General features: G+C 40.5%; 20 protein-coding genes. 7 read left to right on the forward strand and 13 right to left on the reverse strand.

Annotation, left to right across the window (positions count from 1 at the left end):
• Positions 1-28: 28 nt before the first annotated feature.
• A complete protein-coding gene (locus tag IPJ86_17980) occupies positions 29-604 on the forward strand; it encodes a gliding motility lipoprotein GldD (protein MBK7889108.1) in 576 nt (191 codons plus the stop codon).
• Positions 605-976: 372 nt separating this feature from the next.
• On the opposite strand, the gene IPJ86_17985 is transcribed toward IPJ86_17980, so the two are convergent.
• Positions 977-1,741, reverse strand: coding sequence for an alpha/beta fold hydrolase (locus IPJ86_17985; protein MBK7889109.1), 765 nt, complete (start codon positions 1,739-1,741; stop codon positions 977-979).
• A gap of 41 nt (positions 1,742-1,782) precedes the next feature.
• On the opposite strand from IPJ86_17985, the gene IPJ86_17990 reads away from it, so the two are divergent.
• The 3 genes from IPJ86_17990 (at position 1,783) to IPJ86_18000 (ending at position 4,675) form a co-directional block, all read left to right on the forward strand.
• On the forward strand, positions 1,783-2,253 hold the full coding sequence (locus tag IPJ86_17990; GenBank protein ID MBK7889110.1) for a GNAT family N-acetyltransferase: 471 nt from the start codon (positions 1,783-1,785) through the stop codon (positions 2,251-2,253).
• Positions 2,254-2,337: 84 nt separating this feature from the next.
• Positions 2,338-3,618: an aspartate kinase gene (locus tag IPJ86_17995; protein ID MBK7889111.1), complete on the forward strand. Its 1,281-nt coding sequence runs from the start codon at positions 2,338-2,340 to the stop codon at positions 3,616-3,618.
• Positions 3,619-3,637: 19 nt separating this feature from the next.
• Positions 3,638-4,675, forward strand: a complete 1,038-nt coding sequence (locus IPJ86_18000; GenBank protein MBK7889112.1) for a COX15/CtaA family protein — start codon at positions 3,638-3,640, stop codon at positions 4,673-4,675.
• 51 nt (positions 4,676-4,726) lie between these two features.
• Here the strand turns inward: IPJ86_18000 and bstA are convergent, their stop codons facing one another.
• Positions 4,727-5,260: a bacillithiol transferase BstA gene (gene bstA / locus IPJ86_18005; protein ID MBK7889113.1), complete on the reverse strand. Its 534-nt coding sequence runs from the start codon at positions 5,258-5,260 to the stop codon at positions 4,727-4,729.
• A gap of 221 nt (positions 5,261-5,481) precedes the next feature.
• Here bstA and IPJ86_18010 point away from each other — a divergent pair, with 221 nt between their 5' ends.
• Entirely contained in the window at positions 5,482-6,096 is a 615-nt protein-coding gene (locus tag IPJ86_18010; protein MBK7889114.1) for a DUF3267 domain-containing protein, read from the forward strand.
• 89 nt (positions 6,097-6,185) lie between these two features.
• Positions 6,186-8,264, forward strand: coding sequence for a thioredoxin family protein (locus IPJ86_18015; GenBank protein MBK7889115.1), 2,079 nt, complete (start codon positions 6,186-6,188; stop codon positions 8,262-8,264).
• A gap of 35 nt (positions 8,265-8,299) precedes the next feature.
• Here the strand turns inward: IPJ86_18015 and IPJ86_18020 are convergent, their stop codons facing one another.
• From IPJ86_18020 to IPJ86_18050, 7 genes are all read right to left on the reverse strand, one after another.
• Complete coding sequence (locus IPJ86_18020; GenBank protein MBK7889116.1) at positions 8,300-9,067, reverse strand: ABC transporter permease subunit; 768 nt, start codon at positions 9,065-9,067, stop codon at positions 8,300-8,302.
• A 153-nt stretch (positions 9,068-9,220) separates the two neighbouring features.
• Positions 9,221-9,958: an ABC transporter ATP-binding protein gene (locus IPJ86_18025; GenBank protein MBK7889117.1), complete on the reverse strand. Its 738-nt coding sequence runs from the start codon at positions 9,956-9,958 to the stop codon at positions 9,221-9,223.
• Positions 9,958-10,539, reverse strand: a complete 582-nt coding sequence (locus tag IPJ86_18030; protein ID MBK7889118.1) for a fasciclin domain-containing protein — start codon at positions 10,537-10,539, stop codon at positions 9,958-9,960. Before IPJ86_18030 ends, IPJ86_18025 begins: the two co-directional genes overlap by 1 nt.
• Entirely contained in the window at positions 10,536-11,864 is a 1,329-nt protein-coding gene (locus tag IPJ86_18035) for a nitrous oxide reductase family maturation protein NosD (GenBank protein ID MBK7889119.1), read from the reverse strand. Before IPJ86_18035 ends, IPJ86_18030 begins: the two co-directional genes overlap by 4 nt.
• Positions 11,865-11,874: 10 nt before the next feature.
• The gene (locus tag IPJ86_18040) at positions 11,875-12,900 is read right to left on the reverse strand and encodes a nitrous oxide reductase accessory protein NosL (GenBank protein ID MBK7889120.1); all 1,026 of its coding nucleotides are present in this window, start codon (positions 12,898-12,900) and stop codon (positions 11,875-11,877) included.
• Between the two features lie 165 nt (positions 12,901-13,065).
• Positions 13,066-15,063, reverse strand: coding sequence for a Sec-dependent nitrous-oxide reductase (gene nosZ / locus IPJ86_18045; GenBank protein MBK7889121.1), 1,998 nt, complete (start codon positions 15,061-15,063; stop codon positions 13,066-13,068).
• Positions 15,064-15,102: 39 nt separating this feature from the next.
• Positions 15,103-15,567 carry a cytochrome c gene (locus tag IPJ86_18050; GenBank protein ID MBK7889122.1) on the reverse strand — a complete coding sequence of 155 codons (465 nt, stop codon included), beginning with the start codon at positions 15,565-15,567 and terminating at the stop codon, positions 15,103-15,105.
• Between the two features lie 244 nt (positions 15,568-15,811).
• On the opposite strand from IPJ86_18050, the gene IPJ86_18055 reads away from it, so the two are divergent.
• Positions 15,812-16,249: an Rrf2 family transcriptional regulator gene (locus IPJ86_18055; GenBank protein MBK7889123.1), complete on the forward strand. Its 438-nt coding sequence runs from the start codon at positions 15,812-15,814 to the stop codon at positions 16,247-16,249.
• Positions 16,250-16,361: 112 nt separating this feature from the next.
• Here IPJ86_18055 and IPJ86_18060 read toward each other — a convergent pair whose 3' ends face one another.
• The 4 genes from IPJ86_18060 to IPJ86_18075 all read right to left on the reverse strand — a co-directional run bounded on the left by IPJ86_18060 (position 16,362) and on the right by IPJ86_18075 (position 22,535).
• Complete coding sequence (locus IPJ86_18060; protein ID MBK7889124.1) at positions 16,362-18,050, reverse strand: T9SS type A sorting domain-containing protein; 1,689 nt, start codon at positions 18,048-18,050, stop codon at positions 16,362-16,364.
• A gap of 213 nt (positions 18,051-18,263) precedes the next feature.
• On the reverse strand, positions 18,264-19,670 hold the full coding sequence (gene lpdA / locus IPJ86_18065; GenBank protein ID MBK7889125.1) for a dihydrolipoyl dehydrogenase: 1,407 nt from the start codon (positions 19,668-19,670) through the stop codon (positions 18,264-18,266).
• A gap of 57 nt (positions 19,671-19,727) precedes the next feature.
• Positions 19,728-21,326 carry an apolipoprotein N-acyltransferase gene (gene lnt, locus IPJ86_18070; GenBank protein ID MBK7889126.1) on the reverse strand — a complete coding sequence of 533 codons (1,599 nt, stop codon included), beginning with the start codon at positions 21,324-21,326 and terminating at the stop codon, positions 19,728-19,730.
• A 117-nt stretch (positions 21,327-21,443) separates the two neighbouring features.
• Entirely contained in the window at positions 21,444-22,535 is a 1,092-nt protein-coding gene (locus IPJ86_18075; GenBank protein MBK7889127.1) for a glycosyltransferase family 39 protein, read from the reverse strand.
• Between the last annotated feature and the right edge of the window lie 186 nt (positions 22,536-22,721).

A 22,721-nucleotide genomic window follows, 5' to 3' on the forward strand; every position in this document is an offset into this window, starting at 1 on the left:
CAAAAGCAATTAATTCCAAATAAAATTTATGAAAACCGGCCTGCAGGTCATCATTATAAGTTCGATGCTTTCACTGTTCTCTTGTGGAGAAGAAGTGACTACACCGAAGCCAAGAGGGTATTACAGAATTGAATTACCTGAAAGGAAATATTCATTGTTTGATCCGGCCGGCTGCTCTTATAAATTTGAAATCGCAGATTATATTATCCCGGTTCCCGATACCAATCGTTTGTCAGAATCCTGCTGGTGGTACCTGGTAATGCCAAAGATTAACGGTCAGATTTATCTTACGTATAAACCACTGCATGGTGACATTAATAAGTTTCTGGACGATACCCATACCCTTGTTTACAAACATACTTCCAGAGCCAGTTCTATAGATGAACAAGTGATTTCCTTTAGACCGGGCGTGAGTGGTGTCCTCTATACCCTGGGCGGACAGGCGGCTTCCTCTACACAGTTTTATGTCACCGATAGCGTTCATCATTTTCTTCGGGGTGCTGTTTATTTCAATGCACCTCCCAATGCCGATTCTCTCGCTCCTGTTCAAAGTTATGTTAGAGAAGATATTCTTCACATGCTGAAAACATTGGAGTGGAAGTAAGGCAGGTTTAAAGTTCAAGGTTCAATGTTCAATGTTCAATGTTCAAAGTTCAATGTTCAATGTTCAACGTTCAATGTTCAAAGTTCAATGTTCAAAGTTCAATGTTCAAAGTTTAAGGTTTGTTTGGTTTGGTGTATGGATTAAAGTTTTCATAGCTCTGCGAACGCATGCCATATGAAAACCTTAAACCTTAAACTTTAAACCTTAAACCTTAAACCCTAAACCTCACCGCACTCCCGCTATACAATCTTCTTGAATTCTACCAATAGCGTCTATGCGAAATGGCAGGTAGCCGGTAGCCCGAAGCCGGTAGCCTATAGTTTTTAGTATAGAAATTGTTTTTAACAATTAAATTAACAGGAGAAATTGAAATCATTTTAGAAAATGCAATACTTCTTCCAGCAATAATTGCGGTTGTTCCGCGTGCACCCAGTGGCCGGCATTCGGAATATTTACGAGTTCAGCATTTGGATACCATTGTAAAATTTCATTCATCCGGAAGGGATCAATATATCCTGATTTTTCTCCTTTAATAAATAAAACAGGAGTGGAGATCTGATCGCGCGGCCAGGTGGGTTCGCCTACTTCTTCAATCTGTTGATTGATGATGTTTAGGTTAAACCGCCAGGCAAAATGATTATCACCCTTTCGATATAGATTTTTGAGCAAAAATTGTTTAATGCCCGAATCATGAATAGCGTCATCAAGTACAGTTTCCGCCTCTTTTCGGGAGTGGATTTGTAAGATGTCAACAGCAAGCAAAGCGTCGAGTATTTCCCGGTGATGAATAGGATATCGCCATGGTGCAATATCCACTACAATGCATTTTTGAATCAATCCGGGATGGTCATTCAGCAGTTGCAGGCATACTTTGCCTCCCATACTATGTCCTAACACTACAGGTGAATGCAAATGATTCTCCTTAATGAGTCCGGCTATATCCTGAGCCATTAGAGGGTAGGTATGAAAAGGATCGTGTGGGGAATGCCCGTGATTGCGCAAGTCGGGCAAAATTACTTTAAAGCCGTTGTCTGCCAGGCTTCGTGCGAAACTCTGCCAGTTATCACTCATGCCAAAAAGTCCGTGTAAAATTAATATAGGTACACCTTCTCCAAGAATCCGGTAATGTAATTTCATTTTTTTAAGAAGGGACTTCAGAATGATTTACTTTTGCCCCCATGAATATTGTTGTCCGCAAAGGTACAAAAGATGATATGCCCGCCGTTCATGCTTTGATCTGTGAACTTGCATTATTTGAAAAGGCTCCACACGAAGTGACCAATACTATTGAAGATATGCTTGTTGATGGCTTTGGACCTCATCCCGTTTTCTTTTGTCTTGTTGCCGAAGAGAATGGCGTAGTCTATGGAACAGCTGTTTATCATTTGAAGTACAGTACCTGGAAAGGGAAGGGCGTTTATCTGGATGATATAGTGGTAACGGAAAAGATGCGTGGCAAAGGAATTGGGAAACTTCTATTTGCGGAAGTGATCAGAGATGCCAAACGCATGCAGGCGAAACAACTGCATTGGCAAGTGCTGGACTGGAATGAACCCGCTATTCGTTTCTATGAGAAGTATAAAGCAAATTTTGATGCAGGATGGATTAATTGTAAACTAGATCAATCGCAGGTTGAAAATTGGCTGTAGAATTCCGGAGGTACAGTGTTGAGTTACCTTTTGAACGTTTTAAATTCTTAACAAAAAAAGTAATAACGCGAATAAAATTATTCAATGAAAATCTTCAAGTTTGGCGGTGCTTCGGTAAAGGATGTAGAATCTGTAAAGAATGTATCCTCCATTTTAAAATTGTATCCGGGAGAACCACTCGTAGTAGTCGTTTCTGCTATGGCTAAGACCACAAATGCCCTTGAGAAAGTCGTGAAATCCTATTGTTCAGGATCCGGGGAAGCTGGAGCTTTATTGAATGAAGTAAGGAGTTTTCACGTCCAATTAATGGAACAGTTGTTTCCGGATGCTAACGCTGAAGTATATACGAAAGTCAATAATTATTTCGTCGAGATGGAATGGGTGCTGGAAGAAGAGCCCCGTGAATATGATTTTGTTTATGACCAGATCGTTTCCTTTGGAGAATTGATTTCAACCACTATTATCAGCTATTTTCTTGATGGTATGGGAATTGCCAACAGGTGGGTCGATATCCGCGATTGTTTACTCACGGATAATACGTACCGCGAAGGCAAAGTGAACTGGGAGGAGAGTGCAAAGCGGGTGAAGGCCGTCATTCCTGATTTGATCAATGAAAGAAATCCTATTGTCATTACGCAAGGTTTTATTGGAGCTACTTCAGAAAATTATACCACTACGCTTGGTCGTGAAGGATCAGATTATACAGCAGCAATTCTGGCCCATATTCTGGAAGCCGAATCCTTGACGATTTGGAAGGATGTTCCGGGGGTATTAAATGCCGATCCCAAATTTTTTAATGATGCGCAGAAACTGGAACAACTGAGCTATCATGATGCCATTGAATTGGCGTATTATGGTGCTTCGGTGATTCATCCAAAAACAATAAAGCCGCTGGAGAACAAGAATATCCCTTTGTATGTAAAATCTTTTCTGCAGCCTCAGGCAAAAGGTACGGTTATCGGCAAGGACCTTCAAACCAAGCCGCAGGTGCCGTCTTTTATTTTTAAATCAGATCAGGTGCTTATTTCTATAGCGGCCAAGGATTTTTCTTTTATCGCGGAAGAGAATTTAAGTTCTATTTTTTCCTGTTTCGCTGATTTGGGTGTAAAAATGAACCTCATGCAAAACTCTGCTATATCTTTTTCTGTTTGTATAGATGATGATGCATTTAAAACCCCAAAATTGATTGAGTTGTTGAAAAAGGATTATTGGGTCAGGTACAATGCAGGACTCCAACTTTATACCATTCGCTATTATTATCCTTCTACCATTGAGACTTTGAGTCAGGGAAGAGATATATTACTGGAACAGAGAAGCAGAACCACTGCTCAAATTGTTATGAAAGAAGCGGAGAAGCCCGCATAACATTACCTAGAAAAACCGTATGGAAACTTCCAATAAACTACGCTATCAATTAATTGTGTGGTTGCTTAGTGGCTGTTTTCTTGTCTTCGGAATGGTGGTAGTTGGAGGAATTACCCGTCTTACCGGATCAGGTTTGTCTATTACTGAATGGAAGGTAGTCACCGGAACTATTCCGCCCCTGAACGAGGTGCAATGGAATGCTGAATTTGAAAAGTACAAACAAATACCTCAGTTTAAATCTGTAAATGCGCATTTCACACTTTCAGATTTTAAATTTATTTACTTCTGGGAATATATTCATCGCTTGTTCGGTAGAATGATCGGATTGGTTTTTATTATAGGTCTCCTTTATTTTTATGTCCGGAAAGCAATTCCTAAAGGTCTGATGCCGAAGTTGATTCTTATGTTCGTGCTGGGGGGTATTCAAGGATTTTTGGGATGGTATATGGTGGCGAGCGGATTGTCACAAAATATCAGAGTAAGTCATATTCGCCTGGCTATTCATCTGACTTTCGCCTTTATCACTTTTGGATATATTTTCTGGGTGGCGCTAACTCAATTATATAACCGAAAAGTTTCTAACGCTACAGAATTAACGTCGTTTAGAAAACATGCATTCACTTTACTTTTATTGTTGACTCTACAAGTGATCTATGGAGCTTTTGTAGCCGGTACGAAAGCAGGATGGACGTATAATACATGGCCGAAGATGGGTGTGGAATGGGTGCCGGAATCGATAGGATTTGCCTGGACAAAGGACGGAATTTCAAGCCTGATTAATAATCTTGCGAGTATACAGTTTATACATCGTGGACTAGCTTATATACTTGCCTTCTTCATTATCATCTATTCCATAAAACTATTCAAAACAAATTTAAATCCCGGACAAAAAAATGCAGTATGGTTTCTGTTGGCCGGTATTTTTATGCAGGTGCTTTTAGGTATACTCACTTTGTTAATGCAAGTGCCTTTATGGTTAGGCGTCATGCATCAGGCAGTAGCTTTCTTCCTCTTTGCCGGAGTGATTTATCTTCTGCACAGACTAAAGTTTGAATAAGTGCCAAGCAGAAGGCACTGTTCATTTATAGACAGTGCCTTCTGATTAAAACTACCAACCTTTGCCCATTCGATAATTTAAAATATGTGCAAGGTGATGTTGGCTATGCCATGCATATAATCCTAAAGCATGTTCAAGGGAAGTTGTTTTTTTGTTTTCCGGATGATAATAGGTCCTCTTCCAGTCAGTGGAGTAGATATTTGATAAAACGACAGTCCAGCGATGATGCAGGGCTTCAAGAATTCTCAGCGACATCTCTATTTGTCCGTGTCGGGCTTCAATTTGTTCGGCCCACTTTTCTTCGAGGTATGGTTTTATGGTAGGGTTATCTTCTGTTAAAGCTAATTTGAAACGGATGTAGGCATTCATATGACTGTCGGCCATATGATGTACTACCTGACGGATCGTCCAGCCTCCTTCCCGATAAGGAGAATCTAACTGTTGTGAAGTGAGGCCATTCACCGCCTCTCTCATTTTTAAGGGTAGTGATTCAATAATAGCAATCCATTTGCTGATGTCTTCTTCTGTGATTTGTTCAGGAGGATTGAATTTTCCTATGGGATATCTTAAAGTGTCTACAATCATTATTTTGGATTTTTACAGTACAAAAATATCAAAGCTTTTGGTATTTCATGTTGTTTTATTGATAGGTGATTAAAGCAATAAAGTCACCTTCAAAACCGGGAATCAGGTGACATAGCTGCTGAAAGTTTTATTTGATGAATTCACCACAATCCATGTCGTTAAGGGGTGAAGTTGTTGTAACTGCCTTTTCGCAGCACGGGTAAAAACCATAAATTTGGGGAGTGCCAAAACCCCTAACCCCCGATAATCTGGAGCAAAACGGATATGTTTTACATGTTCATCTTGCTCACCTGGACTTAGTGGCCTTTATCAAACAGTACTTCTTTATCAAAAACCCGGTGACCATTTTTTATTTGTTGTTCAACCTTCGTTTGGTCTCTGTAGGAGTCTGTTTTGTTTTTCTGGCAGATTCGGCAGCCGATAGTCTCCTGAAATTCTTCCTCAGTTTTTTTCTGTTTTTTCTGATAGTCCCTGTTCATGAGCTGATTCATGGCATTGGATATAAACTGGCGGGTGCTGAAAAAGTAACGTATAAAGCCGTCTGGAAACAAATGGTTTTTTATGCAATGGCGGATCGTTTTGTGGCCAATAAAAAGCAGTTTGTTTTACTGGCTATTGCCCCTTTTCTGCTGATAAACACGCTGTTCATCTCCTTGTTTTTTTATTTGCCGGAGCCTTTTTCCTGGGTAAGCTATGGAGCCCTTCTCATGCACACAGCAGGTTGTTCCGGGGATTTTGCTTTAATGAGTTATTTTTATAACTATTGGGAAAAGAACCCGGTAACCTATGACGATGTGGCCGGACAGATGTCGTATTTTTATCTGAAGAAGGACTGAAGAAGAGTCGTTTAAGACAATATTCAGGTCATTTATTCTTTATGTTTGATTAACTATCTTTGAAACCTATTCAAATTACTGCGTAGTATATGCGAAACCTAAGAATATTCCTCTCGCTGCTGCTGGTTTTTTCATTTGGCAGTCTGTATAGTCAGATTCAGCGCCCGGTAAAATGGGCATATAGTATTGAGCAAAAAGGTAGTGCAGCCACCTTGGTTTTGAAGGCCAAAATAGACAAGGGCTGGCATTTATACGCTCAGGATATACCGGCCGGTGGACCAATCCCCACTACTTTTAAATTCACTCCCGATAAGAATTATTCACTCGATGGTAAAACAACAGAGCCTTTTGCTGAAGAAGTGTATGACGTCAATTTTGATATGAAAGTGAAGTACTATGGCGAAGAAGCCATTTTTCGTCAGAAGATAAAATTGAATTCAAAGTCAGCCTTTGACGTAAAAGGTTCGCTGGAATTCATGGTCTGCAATGATCAGATGTGCTTACCACCCGAAGAAATTGAGTTTAGTATTCCTGTGAAAGGGGATGCAAAAGCCTCAGAAACAACAGGTGAAACACCAAAACCAAGTGCAAAGGATTCATCCCTGGTGGCCGACACTGCAACCACTTTACCTGTAACTGTTGATACTACACTTCAGAACAATGTAGGAACACCTCCATCTACACCCGGTAAAATTAATGAGCCGAGCGCAGATATCGCAGTACTTGAACCCGGATGCGGCGATGGGACAAAGGAAGAAGCATCTGATAAATCATTTTGGGGGATATTCATCGCCGGTATGATCGGTGGATTGCTGGCGCTGCTCACACCTTGTGTGTTTCCCATGATTCCATTAACGGTAAGTTTTTTTACGAAGCGAAGTCCGACGAAAAGTAAAGGTATTGCCAATGCCATAATTTATGCCGTATCCATCATTTTGATTTATGTGTTGCTGGGATTTCTGGTTACTGTAACGCTGGGATCCGATGCGCTCAATGCCATGGCCAGTAATGTGGTGTTTAATATGTTGTTCTTTGTGATCTTCTTCATATTTGCCTTGTCCTTTTTTGGAGCATTTGAAATTACACTCCCCAGTTCATGGGTGAATAAGGCGGACCAGGCTTCAGATAAAGGTGGGTTGATTGGAATTTTCTTTATGGCATTTACTTTAAGCCTGGTTTCTTTCTCCTGTACCGGACCTATTATAGGAACTTTGTTGGTAGAGGCAGCGCGAGGATCATCGTATCTGGGACCCATCATGGGGATGACCGGATTTGCATTAGCCCTTGCTTTACCTTTTGGATTGTTCGCAGCATTTCCCGGATGGTTGAATTCATTGCCAAAGTCCGGTGGATGGCTCAATTCCGTGAAAGTGGTTTTAGGATTTTTAGAGCTTGCCCTTGCCCTGAAATTTCTCTCCAATGTCGACCTTGCTTATCACTGGGGATTGTTGAAGAGAGAAGTGTTCATCGCGATCTGGATTGCCATTTTTGGTCTGATGAGTTTATATCTTATGGGAAAAATAAAATTTTCACATGATAGTGACATGCCTTATCTCGGTACCGGTCGTCTGATTTTTGCGATACTTACATTGACATTTACCATTTATCTGATCCCGGGTTTATGGGGTGCGCCCTTGCGTATCATTAGTGGCTTCCCTCCACCGGAGTTTTATAAAGAATGGATTGCTCATTCTGATGGAGCAGGTAGTCATTCCGGAAGTTGTCCGCATAACCTGAATTGTTATCATGATTATGAATCGGGAATGGCCTACGCAAAGCAGACCGGAAAACCGGTCATGATTGATTTTACCGGATGGAGTTGTGTGAATTGTCGTAAGATGGAAGATAATGTCTGGTCGCAACCTCAGATCTTAAAAATTCTTTCGGATGATTATGTGCTTATCTCTCTTTATGTAGATGATAAAACGCCGCTCCCGGAAAATGAGCAGTATACCAGCGAATTCAGCGGGAAGAAAATTAAGTCCACCGGTAACAAATGGAGTGATCTTCAAAGCCGGATTTATCAAACCAATTCCCAGCCCTATTATGTATTGCTCGATCATCAGGGTAAACTACTCGCTTTGCCAAAAGGATATACACCCGATGCAGATCAATATAAAAAGTTTCTTGAAGAAGGTGTTTGCCGTTTTAAGAACAGAGTGAATTAGTTTTTTAATATTTCATATTCCACTTGCTCTGATTTTCAGAGATCTCTTCTCTTAAATTTACCTGCCGCAATGGTGAGAGGCAGAATAATCCAAAGTGTCATCACCAATGTAGCTGCAAATACGCCCTGACTTTTCCCCAAAATATCCTGCATCATGGCTCCTGTATATCCCATCAATGCGGAGATGTCCAGCTGCATGAGTACAACAACTCTTGCAAGATCGATCGGATTTAAAGCCACCATAACTAAAGTCACCGTTTCCATCGGGTAATCCATAAAAGCAAACATGATCATTAACAGGAATGCATCGTATAGAATGGTAAAGTAAAACCATAGTAAAATGGAAAGACCGATACCGCGTGCTTTATCACGGGTTAACAGCGCAGACAAAAGTGCGAGTGAAACAAAGGCCATGGTTAAACCGCATGCCGCCAGTAATAAAATGAGGCTTTCGTGTGTGGGTGCGAAAATTAACAGAGGAATGCCTAATCCGGTGATGAGCGATAAGAGCAACGAAATTGTCAAACCTGCATATTGACTATAGAGAATAGTCTTTCTTTGTATGGGTTGTGAAGAAAGTAATTCAATAAACTCATAGGAGTTGTAAAAGTAGATGGTCGCGAAGATGATACTTAACAAGGGTGTTACAAGCAATACGACATTTAGCAAACTGGCTATACCCTTAGTCGGATCTCCGCTGATGGAAAAGAGACCGGTAGAAATGACAAAGAGAAACAGGGCATAAAAAATAACCATACGGTTCTTTAGTATATCCAGCAGGACATATTTAAGCAATCTCAGCATCAGGTATTTTTTACCAGCCTTTGTTTCTTTTGCTGACATTCGTGTTGAAGTGGTTTTACGTAAAGTTAAGTTCTCCTCATCTCCTTGAAGAGAAAGAGCAGGAAATGATTCAATGCGATGCGGACTATTATTGGATGTAAACATAAAAATAATTTATAGGATATTGTCTATCGGAGTGATCAGATTTTGCTCCTGCATAATTCTTGCAATGGCCTTTGAAAGATTTCCGGAACCGGTTTCTTTTTTTATGGCTTCTACTTGTTTGAAGAAGATTAAGCGCCCTTCATTGATGAATGCTACTTCATTTGTTAAGTCCTCCAGGTCGCTTAGGATATGAGATGTGATCAGGACGAGTTTACCTTTTCGTTGTTCTGTTTTCACTTTTTCCTTTAATATCTCTGCAGAGACCGGATCAAGTCCTGCTGTAGGTTCATCCAGTATCAATATTTCAGGATCGAACATAAATGCAAGACAGGCACTTACTTTCTGGCGTGTTCCACCGCTCAGTGTTCGCATGGTTTTATTGCCAAAGGATTTAACATGAAATGATTCCAGTAACTCTTCATCCAATACATCATAAGTTCCTTTTCGAATCTCCTTTATCATTTCTAGCAATTGCATTACCGTAATATTATCGGGATATCGACCTATTTGGGGCATATAGCCAATCCTGCTTCGGTATTGCCATTCTCCTTTTACATCATTCCCGTCAATTTTGATAATGCCGGAATCAGGAATGGCGAGACCCAGCAGGCATTTAATCAAAGTTGTTTTCCCCGAACCATTGGGGCCAATCAATGCTACTGACTGGCCCCTGAATAGTTCAAGAGTTAACTGGTCAAGGACTTTTACCTTACCAAATGCCTTACTGATATTTTCAATGGTAATCACTATTTCTTTTCTTCCAGGAGTACCTGATCAATTACATGGATTATGCCATTGGAGGCATTCACACTGGCAAGGATTGTTGCTTTGCCATTTACCATTGTTTTTCCGTCTTTTACACTGATAGTGATATTTCCGCTATTCGCCATGCCAATTACCTGACCATCACGAAACATTTCAGGTTTGTAAACAGCAACCGCTACATGGTATTGCAATATATCCTGCAACTTCTCTTTGTTCTCCGGTTTAACAAGATCATCAACTGTTCCGGCAGGTAGCAAATTGAATGCATCATTGGTTGGAGCAAAAACGGTGAAAGGGCCTGCATTGCTCAGCACATCTACCAGCTCTGCCGCCTGAACCGCAGCCACCAATGTGGTATGATCCTTACTTCCGATGGCAACTTTTACAACATCTTTTTGTGATTCATCATCTTTCACGGCAGATTGACCGGCATCAGCCACTGCTTCTTCAGTTGTGGCTTCAGTGGTGGTTTCAGTTCCAGTGCTACCTCCGCATCCTGACAAGATGGTCATTGTGGTGAGGGCCATGCCAAGCACACCCAGGAATAATTTGTTTTTTTTCATGTTTTCAAATATTGAATGTTTAATTTAGGTTGATAATACAGGTAGGGTAAAGTTGAACTAAGCGACTTTTTTGTTTCCTTGAATTTTATCATTCTCATTTGAGGTAACTCATCCATGAGATGAATAGGAGTGAGAGATGGTATTATTTTTTCGGCTTTATCCAACAGATAAACCATGAAACTTCGTATAAGGAGTAACGAAGGAGGCAGTTGCTCTATGATCATAGAAAACAGACTTACGGGGCGATAAGGAATATCTCCATAACCATCTTTGTTGAGATCATATCCTTCGTACTTGTCCCAGTAATTGTTTGAAAAATTGTTGAGTTGTGTTTCGCCATTCGTGGAAACATCAAAAGTGTTTCCTGTGAAATTATTGCGGTTGATGAAGTTGTCGGTGCAACTGGCTTGTATGCGGAGTGCCCACCCGTTATTGTAGAAGGAGTTTTGTTCCATTTTAATGCGATTACTTCCCTCCATATATATGCCGGCAGAGTTGTATTCGAATTTATTGAACATTACCTCGCTGTCGGAAATGTCTTTTAGTAGTATACCGTATGCACTGGATCCCCAGTTATGATCAAATGAATTATGGTACATCTTCACATGATGAGAATACATGACGGCTACTCCCGCTCCGTTTTTTGTAAATTGATTATTTGTATACGTATTACTATGCGAAAACATGAAGTGAAGGCCATAGCGCAGATTTTCGTGAGAGAAATTATCGATGATGGTAGAGTTGGTTACAAATTCAAAATAAATTCCATCTCTCTGTCCGGTAGATTCATTTTTTATGATTTGAATACTATCCGCTTTCCAGACATGAATGCCGTTTCCGGTGTTTGGATCCTGGACTACATTTCCTTTTATTCTGTTATTTCTTAATAAACAGTGTTTAGTGTTGGAAAGGTAAATGCCGAAATTACAATTGATCACTATGTTATTTTCCAATAAAATGTTCCTGCATGCCAGTATTTTTATTCCTGCAAGATCCTTGGTGCTCATCACTCCGCTATTCATAATAGTGAAGCCTTTAATACAAACCTGATCGCCGGTTATAGTGAGAATTTCATATTTGTTTTCTCCATCCAGCAGGACGTTTTTTTCTGCCAGAAATGAAATGGACTTTTTGATAAAGAGATTTCCTTGTTTGTAGTGGCCGGTACGAACAATCAGGGTATCTCCGGATTGTGCATTGTCCAACGCCACTTGAATATAGGGCAGAGATGTTCCTTTGCCACAAAAGAATTGTTTGCCTTGCGTCCTTGAAAAATTCAACAGGAATGCAGAAGTTATCAGGATTAAAAGCTGAAGTTTTTTCATGGCTTTCCGATCAATAACTTGTTTTGACTTTTTCCCAGGTTAATGTTTCAGAAAGCGATAGTTGATTTTGAATGGCATCTCTGTCCTGTATAGTGGAAAATGCAGCAATAGCACTTCCCATCGGACTTCTGATTTCTTCGGAGTAAAGAAGTAATGCTTCTGTAACTGGAATAAAATTTCCTGCATTACTGTAGTCTACAATGTAGATTGTTTTTACTTTTTTCTCCACATCCGGATAGGCTTTCAGATAATTCACCAAACAGTTGACATCATCGTATTTGTAAACTTTATTAGTAGTAGTGATGATTTCAGCACCGAATTTCTGGTCAGTTAAAGTCATTTTACAATGGGTGCATTCATCTTTACCAAATTGTATGGGAGAAGGTCCTTGCGCAGAACAGGATGAAATAAAAGTTGAAGCCAGTACTACCAGTGCTATTTTTCCTGTCATGTGCAGCTCGGCTTTTTTTCTTTTTCTGTCAATTAATAGTTCATACACCAGAAGAAAAGTTGCCACAATACTTGCGGCGATAATTATCCATCCTCCGATATCGGGTCCGGAATAGGCAGTAAAGTTCAGTAGGTTTTTGTAACCGATTACAGGAGGCTGATAAGACATGCCAGGTACCTGAATGGCAGCATGTGGATCCAAATTATGCCCATAATCATAACCCCATCTGTAAAAATCATATAAAGCAGCTACGCCGTACAAAACTCCGGTAACTACAAATGCTTTAAGAAGATTGATCTTGCCGGAAATTGAAGTAATCAATCCAAGTGCTATATAAATGCCGATAAGAATTCCAATATACGCGAATTCCGGAAACATTTCATCTTTGATAAGCCGCATACCGATATAGTGGTTAAGGCCATTGATGATATCGAAGGCGCCTCCCAAATGGTTGTGCCATATTTTCATATTTAATCCTTCCGGATATTGTGGTGCCCAAAGCTGTATTTGCCATAGCGGGACATAGTACGTAGCAATCATCGAAAGGGAGGAAAGTGCAATAAGTATTCTGGTAATTGGTTTCATGTTTATTTATTTACTTCATAGAGAGTCATTCAGAAGAACAAACTGCATTAGGTAGTTCGCTCTGGCTGTGGTTTATAATCCGGGACACATCACTAACCCGTAAAACAAACCAGCTGTGAATCTTCCGTAAATGTTATTCCGAATGACCCTCTTGAAGATTAGAAATTATTTAGAAGCTGCCGGTAGTCCTGCTTCAGGAGTTTCACCGGTACTCCATTTCAAAGGAGTTGAAGAACCTGCAGGTGAAACACGTGCGTAACCTTGCATTTCCTGATGGAGAGCAGAACAGAAGTCAGTACAATAGATTGCTTGAACACCCACACGATCCGGTACCCATTTTAAGGTGGCTGTTTCTCCGGGCATGATCAGAAGTTCTGCATTGCCGGCGCCTTTTACTGCGAATCCATGTGGTACATCCCAATCCTGTTCGAGGTTGGTAACATGAAAGTAGACTTCATCACCCAAACGAATTCCTTCGATATTATCCGGAACAAAGTGGGAGCGCATAGAGGTCATGTATACATGGATTTTATTGCCTTCCCGTACCACCCTCGCATCCTTTTCACTCTTGGTGACATAAGCATGTTTGTTATCTTCAATTTTGAAAATCTTGAGTGAGTTGGGGGCTACTAATGTGGCAGGAATTGCTTCTGCGTAGTGAGGCTCTCCTATAGTCGGGAAGTCAAGCAGGAGTTTCATCTTTTCGCCTGATATATCATACAACTGTGCAGATTGCGTTAATTCGGGACCGGTAGGCAGGTAGCGATCTTTAGTGATTTTATTGTAGGCAATAACGTATTTACCATGAGGTTTAACAGTAGGTCCGCCGGGAATACAAAGGTGACCAATAGAGTAGTAAGTAGGTACACGATCTACAACCGTAAGTTTTTCAATATCCCATTTTACAATTTCGGAAGATACAAAGAAAGATGTGTAGGCAAATCCTTTTCCATCAAATTCAGTATGCAGAGGTCCTAATCCCGGCTTCTTAACTTCACCGTGTAGTACGGCATCATACTTAAGTACAGGTATACCATCGTATTCGCCTTCAAAATTTTTGTCACCAATAGCTTTGATAATTTTATCAAATGAAAATACTGGAATGATTGCCGCCAATTTTCCGGAACCAACAATATATTTTCCTGTGGGATCAACGTCACATCCATGTGGTGATTTAGGACAGGGCATGAAGTAGATCAGATCTTTTAATTCTTTCGGATCTAAAGTTAATACCTCTTTAATAATTGTTGATGTCGCACTATGGGTTTCGTCACTATAAGTGTTATGTGCATATTTTACACCCAGCATTTTGCCTTTCCCTGCTTTGGCATATTCTTCACATTTTTTCCAATTGACCGCCATGATAAAATCTTTGTCCTTCTGTGAGGCATTGACTTCCAGAAGCGTATTGGCTTGTTCTGTATTGTAGCAACTGAAGAAAAACCAATCCCGCGAAGGACCTCGTCCTCCTCTTGAAAGGTCGAAGTTGATGCCGGGTAATAACAGTTGAAAAGCAATATTCATGTTGCCGGTTTCTTTGTTGATGGCAACGAAGGAAACAGTGCCTTTAAAGTTTTCTTTATAAGAATTGATCGCTACATCTGTATTAGCCCCTGTATAATCCAATGGGAAGGAGAAGCGTGTTCCTGCAATCGCATATTCTGAATTTTCAGTAAGGAAAGGAGAAGAGTGGTTTCCCGAAGCATTAGGAATTTCTATGATTTCTTCTGTTCGGAAAGTCTTCAGACTTATCCTTGCTATACGTGGTGTGTTGTTTCCATTTACGAAAGCCCATTTGCCATCGTGTTCACCATTGGTCGTAGATAGCGCAATGTGATGTGAGTCATCCCAGGGTGCAAAACCATGTGAAGTCATCAGCATTGGTTTTGTTTCTTCCGAATATCCCCACCCGCTTTCAGGATGTTGTGAGAAAACAGGAATCTGTCGGAATAATCTTCCGGAAGGTAAGCCGTATACAGTTACCTGACCACTAAAACCTCCGGATACGATATTGTAGAATTCATCGTGTTTGCCAGGAGCTACATATACTTTTTCCGCCGCGTCACCTGTGATGGCCTGCGTTGGATTTTTAGGTGCGCAACCGTGTAATGCTACCAGAAAGAGAGGCAGTGTTGCGTAATTCATTAACGAGTTTCTTTTCATAAGTTGGTTGATGTAGATATTTAACTTCTATTTAAAATATTATTTTTCGCCATCATTATGTCGCATGAATTCTATCAATTGACGGGCTTCATCCTGACTGATATTTTGATTGGGCATTCTAACCAAACATTGCTCAAGAAGTTTTTGAGCTTCTTCATCTTCTTCCAACATCATATCCACATTGGTGATCATGTTCATAATCCAAACAGGTTGCCTTCTCTTTGTCACATCTTTCCAACCCGGACCAACCAATTTTTCATCTGTCAGTTTATGGCAGGATAAACACTTGGTATCATAAATAATTTTAGCAGCTTCTACCCATTCCATATTCAATGGATTGGAAAGAACAATTTCCTTGACTTCGGTTCCGTGTTCTTCCGGTTGTTCAATCGCGGCTTCTGCAGGCGAAGGAGATTCTTTAGCAGCTTCTTCTGCTTCTTGTCTGGAAGTGCAGGAAAACAGTGAAATGCTTAATGCACAGGTAATAAGTAGTTTGAGTTTCATGAATAAGTGGTTTAGAGTTTCGGCTAAATTAAAGAGTTTTATGTCTTTTATTTACGTTGCAAACGTACTTGGGAACAATTATTTTGAAAATGACTTTTCTCACATAATTAGATGATAAGAATTTATTATTATTTTGCAACATGCATAAATTCAATTATTTAAGAGATATGCAGCCTCGATAGTTTTAGACTAGTAATGGATCTCAGCGTAATTTGAAATGTTCTGTCCTTAATTTTGCACCATTATGTTATCCAAAAAATTTGCTTACGCATTGAGGGGGTTGACATTTATAGCACTTCATGGTTCAATGGAAAAGAAAATCAGTTTGCAAGAGTTATCAGATGGAATCGATGTGCCTCATTTTTTTCTGGGGAAGATCATGCAGGAGTTGGTACGAAATGAAATCGTAAGTTCGGTGAAAGGTCCGGGTGGAGGGTTTTGGATTGCGGATACAGCGATGAACAGGTCGGCGTTTGAAATTCTAAAGATGATAGATCCTAAGGTGATTGCCAGTAATTGTTTGATGGGAAAGAAAAATTGTGATCATGAACGACCTTGCCCTTTGCATGCGGAATACGTTACTTGTCGGAATACTTTGTTTAATTCCTTAAAGGAGACATCCTTGTTTGACCTGGCAGGGAAAGTGGAAGCAGGAGAATTGTTTTTAGACGAGAAAAAATAATTCAAAGAATGTATAGCGGGTTGTGAATCGAAAGAAGTGATTAGTTGTTCAGGCCCAAAATAAAAGAAGGCCGGTTCCCTGTCGAAAACCAGCCTTCTTCCTTTAACACATACTAATTCACTTGTATTTTCTTTATGCCTTTTTCTTCTCCTGAAGTGATATGGAGAAAATAAATTCCAGGCTTTAAGTCTGATACATTTAATTTTATTTCTGATGTACGATGTGACATTTGATCGGATAATAGCAACGAACCATTTACACCATAAATTTCATAGTTGCTTATAGGCAATGTTTCACTTGTGAGAACAGTGATGAAATCATTCGCAGGGTTTGGATATACTTCGAAAGCAATACCGGAATCAAAGGAGGTGAGTCCGGTGCTCAATCCATCGTAACGGGCCACATACTGACTGGAAATTCCTGAACCGGCCGCAGAAATGGCTGGCAAAGATCCAATCGTCAGACTTCCTCCGAAATTTCCGGCAACAATACAATCTCCATTGGTATCCCAAACAACAGCTTTACCATTGTCATTATTTGTTGCGCCAATTTTTTGCACCCATAATAAAGTTCCCGTTTGACCATATTTTGCCACGAAAGCATCTTTCCCATTGGTTGCTGAAAGACTGGATCCGGTTTGAGAAGTATTTGTAGAGAACACAGTTGTTCCGCTAAATGAGCCGGTAATGTAAGCACTTCCTCCGGGGTCCGTACTGATAGCTGCACTCAATTCATTATTATCTCCATTTATACATTTGATTTGTCGAACCCATTGACAGGTACCATCCGAACTATTGAGTTTAATAATAAAAGCATCTCCATTTCCTGCGGGTTGCATTCCATAAGCTTCAACGATGGTCATGCCGGTACCAAATGAAACAGTACCATAAAAATTACCTGTACAAAAAGGATTTCCCCAGGGGTCCTGACTTACACCATTGATTTGCTCTCCCCAGTTTCCACCGTAATCCTTTACCCATAATTGTGTTCCTTGTTCATCTAATTTAACAATGAACATGTCCGACGAATTATTCACTGCAACTACATTCGTACCACCAAACGTGCCGGTAGCATTAAAATATCCGGCCCAATACACATTGTTATTGCTGATGTTTATTGCCAGAGCACGGTCTTCTGCACTTCCACCACCTTTCTTTCCCCAAACACCGGTTCCGGCACTGTCAAGTTTAATGAGAAAGGCATCATCTAAGGCAGTTGCAGGAGCTGCTAGACTAACACTGCCAAATGAAGCGGAGAGTGTATAGCTTCCGCAGATATAAATGGAGGTGCCTGAAGCTTCAATAGCGGTAATGCGTTCATTGCCATTTCCGGTCAATGATTTTCCCCAGATAAATCCACCGGAGGAATTAAACTTCGCAATGAAACCATCGTTGTTTCCTGCAGGATTTGTTAATACCGTTGTTCCGCCACCAAACGAAACCTGATAACTGAAATGGCCCGCAACATATACATTTCCTGCCGCATCACAGGTAACACCGGTTGCTTCTAAGATATTAGGAAAAGGACCACTGATGGGAATAGTCCATTGTCGGGTACCTGCAGAATTAAATTTAGTGAGATAGATGTCTGAAAAGCCGATAGCAGTTAATGTAGTCACTCCGAAAGTGCGCGTGCCCTCAAAATCTGCCAGTAAATAAATGTTGCCGGAAGCGTCTTTTTCAAGTCCTAAAGTGCCATCAGCATTGTTTCTACCCCCTGAAGCATTTGAATAGGTCCAACTTTGTGAACTACCTGACATAGAGAAGATCAGACCGGTAATTACCAGTAGCAGTTTTTTCATAGTTTATTTTGCGTGAATTTTCTTCACTAAGTTACAGTAAACAGTGCAAATATTAAAATAAGTCAAATTGAAAGGATTGTAAATAATTGATTATCAAATAATAATTAAAAAACAATACAAGGAACTTGTTACACTTATCCTGCCGCATATTGCAAGTTGATAATAAGAATTAGAGTAAAGCATTATGTATTTAAATTAGTATTCCCGGTGAAATTAACTATGGATAGATCGGTTAGCAGTTGCCGCAAGACAAGCTTCTTTAAATGATTCCGTATAGGTTGGATGCGCATGACTCAACCTGGCGATATCCTCCGCAGAAGCTCTGAACTCCATAGCGACCACTGCTTCCGCAATCACATCTGCCACGCGGGGTCCGATCATATGAACACCTAAAATTTCATCCGTTACTGAATCAGCAAGTACTTTTATAAATCCATCCGTATCCATACTCGCTCTTGCACGTCCACTAGCTTTAAAAGGAAAACTGCCGGTTTTATAGGGGCGATTCAATTTCTTTAATTCTTCTTCCGTATAACCTACGGCGGCCACTTCCGGCCACGTATAAACAACACCGGGAATAAGTAAATAATTAATATGTGGTTTTTGTCCTGCGATAAGTTCAGCAACAAACATTCCTTCTTCTTCTGCTTTGTGTGCCAGCATTGCTCCCTTTACCACATCTCCAATGGCATAAATTCCTTTTACATTTGTTTCCAACTGTTCACTAACGGCAATGCGTCCCCGCTCTTCTAAAAGTACACCTGCCTTTTCAAGGCCCAGATTTTCAGTATACGGAATTCTGCCTACTGCCAGCAAGCAATAGTCTCCTGTAAGTTCCAATTCTTTTCCGTCTTTGCCGGCAGTAGCTTTGAGCAGGACATCTTTTCCTTTAACTTCCACCGTATTCACACTGTGCTGTAAGTAGAAAGTGAAGCCAATTTTTTGAAGTGATTTTTGCAATTCCTTGCCCAATGAACGGTCCATGGAAGGAATGATCGTGTCGAGGTATTCTACCACACTTACTTTAGCGCCCAGCCGTGCATAAACAGATCCCAATTCGAGTCCTATAACTCCGCCTCCGATGATTAATAAATGTTTTGGAATTTCTTCCAGCTTTAATGCTTCGGTGGAAGTGATAATTCTTTTTTTATCGATGGTAACGCCTTTCAGCGGCGAGGGTTTAGAACCGGTGGCGATGATCGTATTGTTGGTTTTTAACTCCAGTATGCTTCCATCTTCCTTTGTAACCAGGATAGTGTTAGGATCTTTAAAGCTGCCGTGTCCATGATAAACATCAATCTTGTTTTTTTTCATGAGATAGTTTATCCCATCCACCGTTTGAGATACTACATCGTTCTTGCGTTGTATCATCTTCTTTAAATCAACACTTAAACCTTTTACCTGAATACCATGCGTTTCAAATGTATGCGTGGCCTGATGATAATGTTCGGAAGAGTCAAGTAATGCTTTGGAAGGAATGCATCCTACATTCAGGCAGGTGCCGCCCAAAGCGGTATAACGTTCAATAATAGCCGTCTTTTTTCCCAACTGTGCCAGGCGAATAGCGGCCACATATCCTCCGGGACCTGAACCTATAACAATTGCATCGTATGTTGACATCGTAATTTCGGATTTGAATGAAGCAACAAAATTACATGTAAAAAAGGCAGAAAAAATTTATTTTCTCTTTCTCCTGAACACCATAGCTAAGCAGGTGACAGCCAGGAAGAATCCTGAGGCGATATAGGCTGTTTTTCCAAGAATGTCACCGTTGCGGCTGTAAAAGCTCAGCTGATTGTTCAGATTCAACTCTTTTTTAATAACAGCAGGCACCCACCATCCGGTGGCATCAGATATTTTTCCTTTCTGATCAATGAAGCAGGAAATGCCTGTGTTTGCTGAGCGGGCAATACTGCGCCGGTGTTCAATTGCCCGTAATCGTGCATATTGACAATGTTGTCTGTATCCGGGCGTATCACTCCACCAACCGTCATTGGTCATGATGCAAATGAGATTGGCACCCCGGCGCACATAGTCTCCCACGTAATCTCCATAAACAGATTCATAGCAAATAACAGGAGCCGCCTGAATGCTGTCGCCTTTAAATACCGATGGCCATTCCTGAGTACCAAGACTTCCAGTTGTTCCACCTAAATCTATTGCGAAATTTTCGAGATAACCAAATAGCACCGGGAAAGGCATCTTTTCCACTCCGGGAACTAACTTTGATTTGAAATGCAGTTCAATTGGTCGCATGTTGCTGATTTGCATCGCTGCATTGAATGCATCAAAATGTCCGGGGCCATCTCTGAAAGCACGGGCGGTTACACTCAGCGGTTCACCGGGATGAAAAAATTTATAATATGATAATCCGGTCAGATAACGTAAATCAGGATATGATTTAATGTATTCTTTAATTCTTAATACTTGTGGATGTGTATTCACATCTTCTGACCATATTCCCCCGGGTAATGCTGTCTCAGGACAGATCACTAATCTTGTTTTTTTACTGATAACAGATTGAGATAAAGCAATCATTTTTTCAAGTTGCTCATCACTGCTGCCACTGAATTTTTCATTGTAGGGATCGATGTTGGGTTGCACCACAACAATTTCAACCGGATGTGGCGCCTCTTCATAATTACTCAAAATGAGATACGATAGTACAAGGGGCAATGCAATGGTTCCGAAATAAAGCAGGAGCAGATTTCTTTTAATAGTGCCGGTATACCGAAGAGCGTGGAAGAGTAAAATATTACAGGTCCATATCCATAATGTTCCTCCTTGCGTTCCCGTGAACTCATACCATTGCACCATATCCGCCCATGCTGCAAAGCCATTTCCTAAATTCAACCAGGGCCAGGTAAGATCCCAATCCATATGGAAATATTCGAAAGCCATCCAGTAAACAGCCAGTGAAATATATCCAATCCCGTTGCCAAACTTGCATCGGGTAAGATGAAACAATTGAAAGACCGCAGTCATCAGAAGTGCATTGGCCAAAACTGCACCGAACATTCCGAATGGACTTGCATACCATATCCACCAGGTCGTTAGAAAATTAAATGCGGCAAAGGAGAGATAACTGTAAATGAAAAGTTTCGATTTAACTTGGTTTTTCTTTTGGCGATAAACAATGTCTTCCATCAAAAGCAATGGAAGTAGCGCTAAAAAAAGAATAGGAGCCATCCCACTTGCCGGCCACGCTGCCCAGAGCAATAATGCACTTGCCAGCGCAAGAGTTATCTTATGAATGGGTTTATCCTGTACGTTCATTATTGCAAAAATAGACTTCCATTCCGATATTCAAATTATTTTTAGAAAGTGATCGCTCAATGACGAAGATTTAATGGAGCAAGGTGAAGAATCTTATTGGAATTATACGGTATTCGTTTACTTTAATTCAGCAACTGCATCCTTTTTTCCAACCGGCCATCCTGCCATAGCAAGAACGGCAATAAATGGAAATACAGGTAAGCGGAATCGGGAAGAGGCAGAAGGTCCGGTGAGCACAACGAAGTAAAAGATGATGAATAGTAATAGAAAACGATGGCGGCGTTGAATAAGCGGAGAAAATATTCCTTTAATAAAAAATAGAAAGATGAAGATGGTGCCGGCTATTACCAGAAAATAATAAATGGAATATAAAACCGGCCAGGTTCGGAGAAGGGTAGCGAGTCCGCGGATTCCTTTTTCCTCAAAAGCTTCTTTCAATGATGGAAGTGTACCTGCATGGTCCTTACCATTGAACCAAAGTTCGAGATCCCAGCGCCCGGATTCAAGGAAAAACCGGGGAACACCCAGAGCATGAGTCAGAGAAAAATCGAGAGGGCGTGTAAGCAACGTATTTCGAATAAAGTTATCGGTGTAAACACATTGCATCACATAGGGCATCCCGGTCATCCCATTTTGAACGGAGTCCATTTTATGTTGCGCCACTTCTTCGCCATAAGCCCTGGTAAGTACAGCAGGAATATTGTAATTGATAATCACTTTTCTTCCTATAGAGGTATATTCAGCAATTCCTGTAAGCGCAAAGTTGTTTAGGAAGAAAAAACCTAAGAGTAAAAAATGTCCGAGTCCCAGTAATGTTAAATGTTTTGATCCGCGGTGGTCAGATTTAATGGTGATGGTATATAGAATTAATCCTAACCAGAGAAATAAAGTGATGGGTTTGAATAAATAGGTCAGCGCTAAAAAAAGATGACTTAAGTATAAGGTTTTATAATCACCACTCTTTTCAAAACGAAATAAGTAGAAAATGCTTAGCAAGAGAGCAGTTTGAAACGGAATTTCCGACATGTAGGTGACGGCATAAATAAACTGTGTTGGAAATAAAAGAAACAAAAACACGTAACGAACAAAGGACGCTTTTCCCGTAAAAATCAATTGGAGAATTTTATATCCTATGTAAATGTTGAACACAGAAAGAAAGCATTGAATGAGCAATGCGCCTGAATTAAAGTGAAGAAAAAAAGTAGTCACCAACAGGAATATCGCGTATCCGGGTGGACGGCGGGAGTAAAGTCCGGGATCCTTTTCCTGGTGTTGTAGTCACCGCAATAAAGGGACCCGTGTTCGATCAAATTGCCGGCTTGAGTGAGATACTCTACGGAATCATTCGTGAAATGATGGTTGTTAAATAGGGAATACGTCAGGAATACAATCTGC

Source organism: Bacteroidota bacterium, from assembly GCA_016713925.1.
In the GTDB taxonomy this organism is placed as follows: domain Bacteria; phylum Bacteroidota; class Bacteroidia; order AKYH767-A; family OLB10; genus JAJTFW01.

Excerpts from the sequence above, each read along its gene's own strand:
- IPJ86_17980 (MBK7889108.1), top strand. The coding sequence starts at position 29 with ATGAAAACCGGCCTGCAGGTCATCATTATAAGTTCGATGCTTTCACTG.
- IPJ86_17985 (MBK7889109.1), bottom strand. The coding sequence starts at position 1,741 with ATGAAATTACATTACCGGATTCTTGGAGAAGGTGTACCTATATTAATT.
- IPJ86_17990 (MBK7889110.1), top strand. The coding sequence starts at position 1,783 with ATGAATATTGTTGTCCGCAAAGGTACAAAAGATGATATGCCCGCCGTT.
- IPJ86_17995 (MBK7889111.1), top strand. The coding sequence starts at position 2,338 with ATGAAAATCTTCAAGTTTGGCGGTGCTTCGGTAAAGGATGTAGAATCT.
- IPJ86_18000 (MBK7889112.1), top strand. The coding sequence starts at position 3,638 with ATGGAAACTTCCAATAAACTACGCTATCAATTAATTGTGTGGTTGCTT.
- bstA (MBK7889113.1), bottom strand. The coding sequence starts at position 5,260 with ATGATTGTAGACACTTTAAGATATCCCATAGGAAAATTCAATCCTCCT.
- IPJ86_18015 (MBK7889115.1), top strand. The coding sequence starts at position 6,186 with ATGCGAAACCTAAGAATATTCCTCTCGCTGCTGCTGGTTTTTTCATTT.
- IPJ86_18020 (MBK7889116.1), bottom strand. The coding sequence starts at position 9,067 with ATGCTGAGATTGCTTAAATATGTCCTGCTGGATATACTAAAGAACCGT.
- IPJ86_18030 (MBK7889118.1), bottom strand. The coding sequence starts at position 10,539 with ATGAAAAAAAACAAATTATTCCTGGGTGTGCTTGGCATGGCCCTCACC.
- IPJ86_18035 (MBK7889119.1), bottom strand. The coding sequence starts at position 11,864 with ATGAAAAAACTTCAGCTTTTAATCCTGATAACTTCTGCATTCCTGTTG.
- IPJ86_18040 (MBK7889120.1), bottom strand. The coding sequence starts at position 12,900 with ATGAAACCAATTACCAGAATACTTATTGCACTTTCCTCCCTTTCGATG.
- nosZ (MBK7889121.1), bottom strand. The coding sequence starts at position 15,063 with ATGAAAAGAAACTCGTTAATGAATTACGCAACACTGCCTCTCTTTCTG.
- IPJ86_18050 (MBK7889122.1), bottom strand. The coding sequence starts at position 15,567 with ATGAAACTCAAACTACTTATTACCTGTGCATTAAGCATTTCACTGTTT.
- IPJ86_18055 (MBK7889123.1), top strand. The coding sequence starts at position 15,812 with ATGTTATCCAAAAAATTTGCTTACGCATTGAGGGGGTTGACATTTATA.
- IPJ86_18060 (MBK7889124.1), bottom strand. The coding sequence starts at position 18,050 with ATGAAAAAACTGCTACTGGTAATTACCGGTCTGATCTTCTCTATGTCA.
- lpdA (MBK7889125.1), bottom strand. The coding sequence starts at position 19,670 with ATGTCAACATACGATGCAATTGTTATAGGTTCAGGTCCCGGAGGATAT.
- lnt (MBK7889126.1), bottom strand. The coding sequence starts at position 21,326 with ATGAACGTACAGGATAAACCCATTCATAAGATAACTCTTGCGCTGGCA.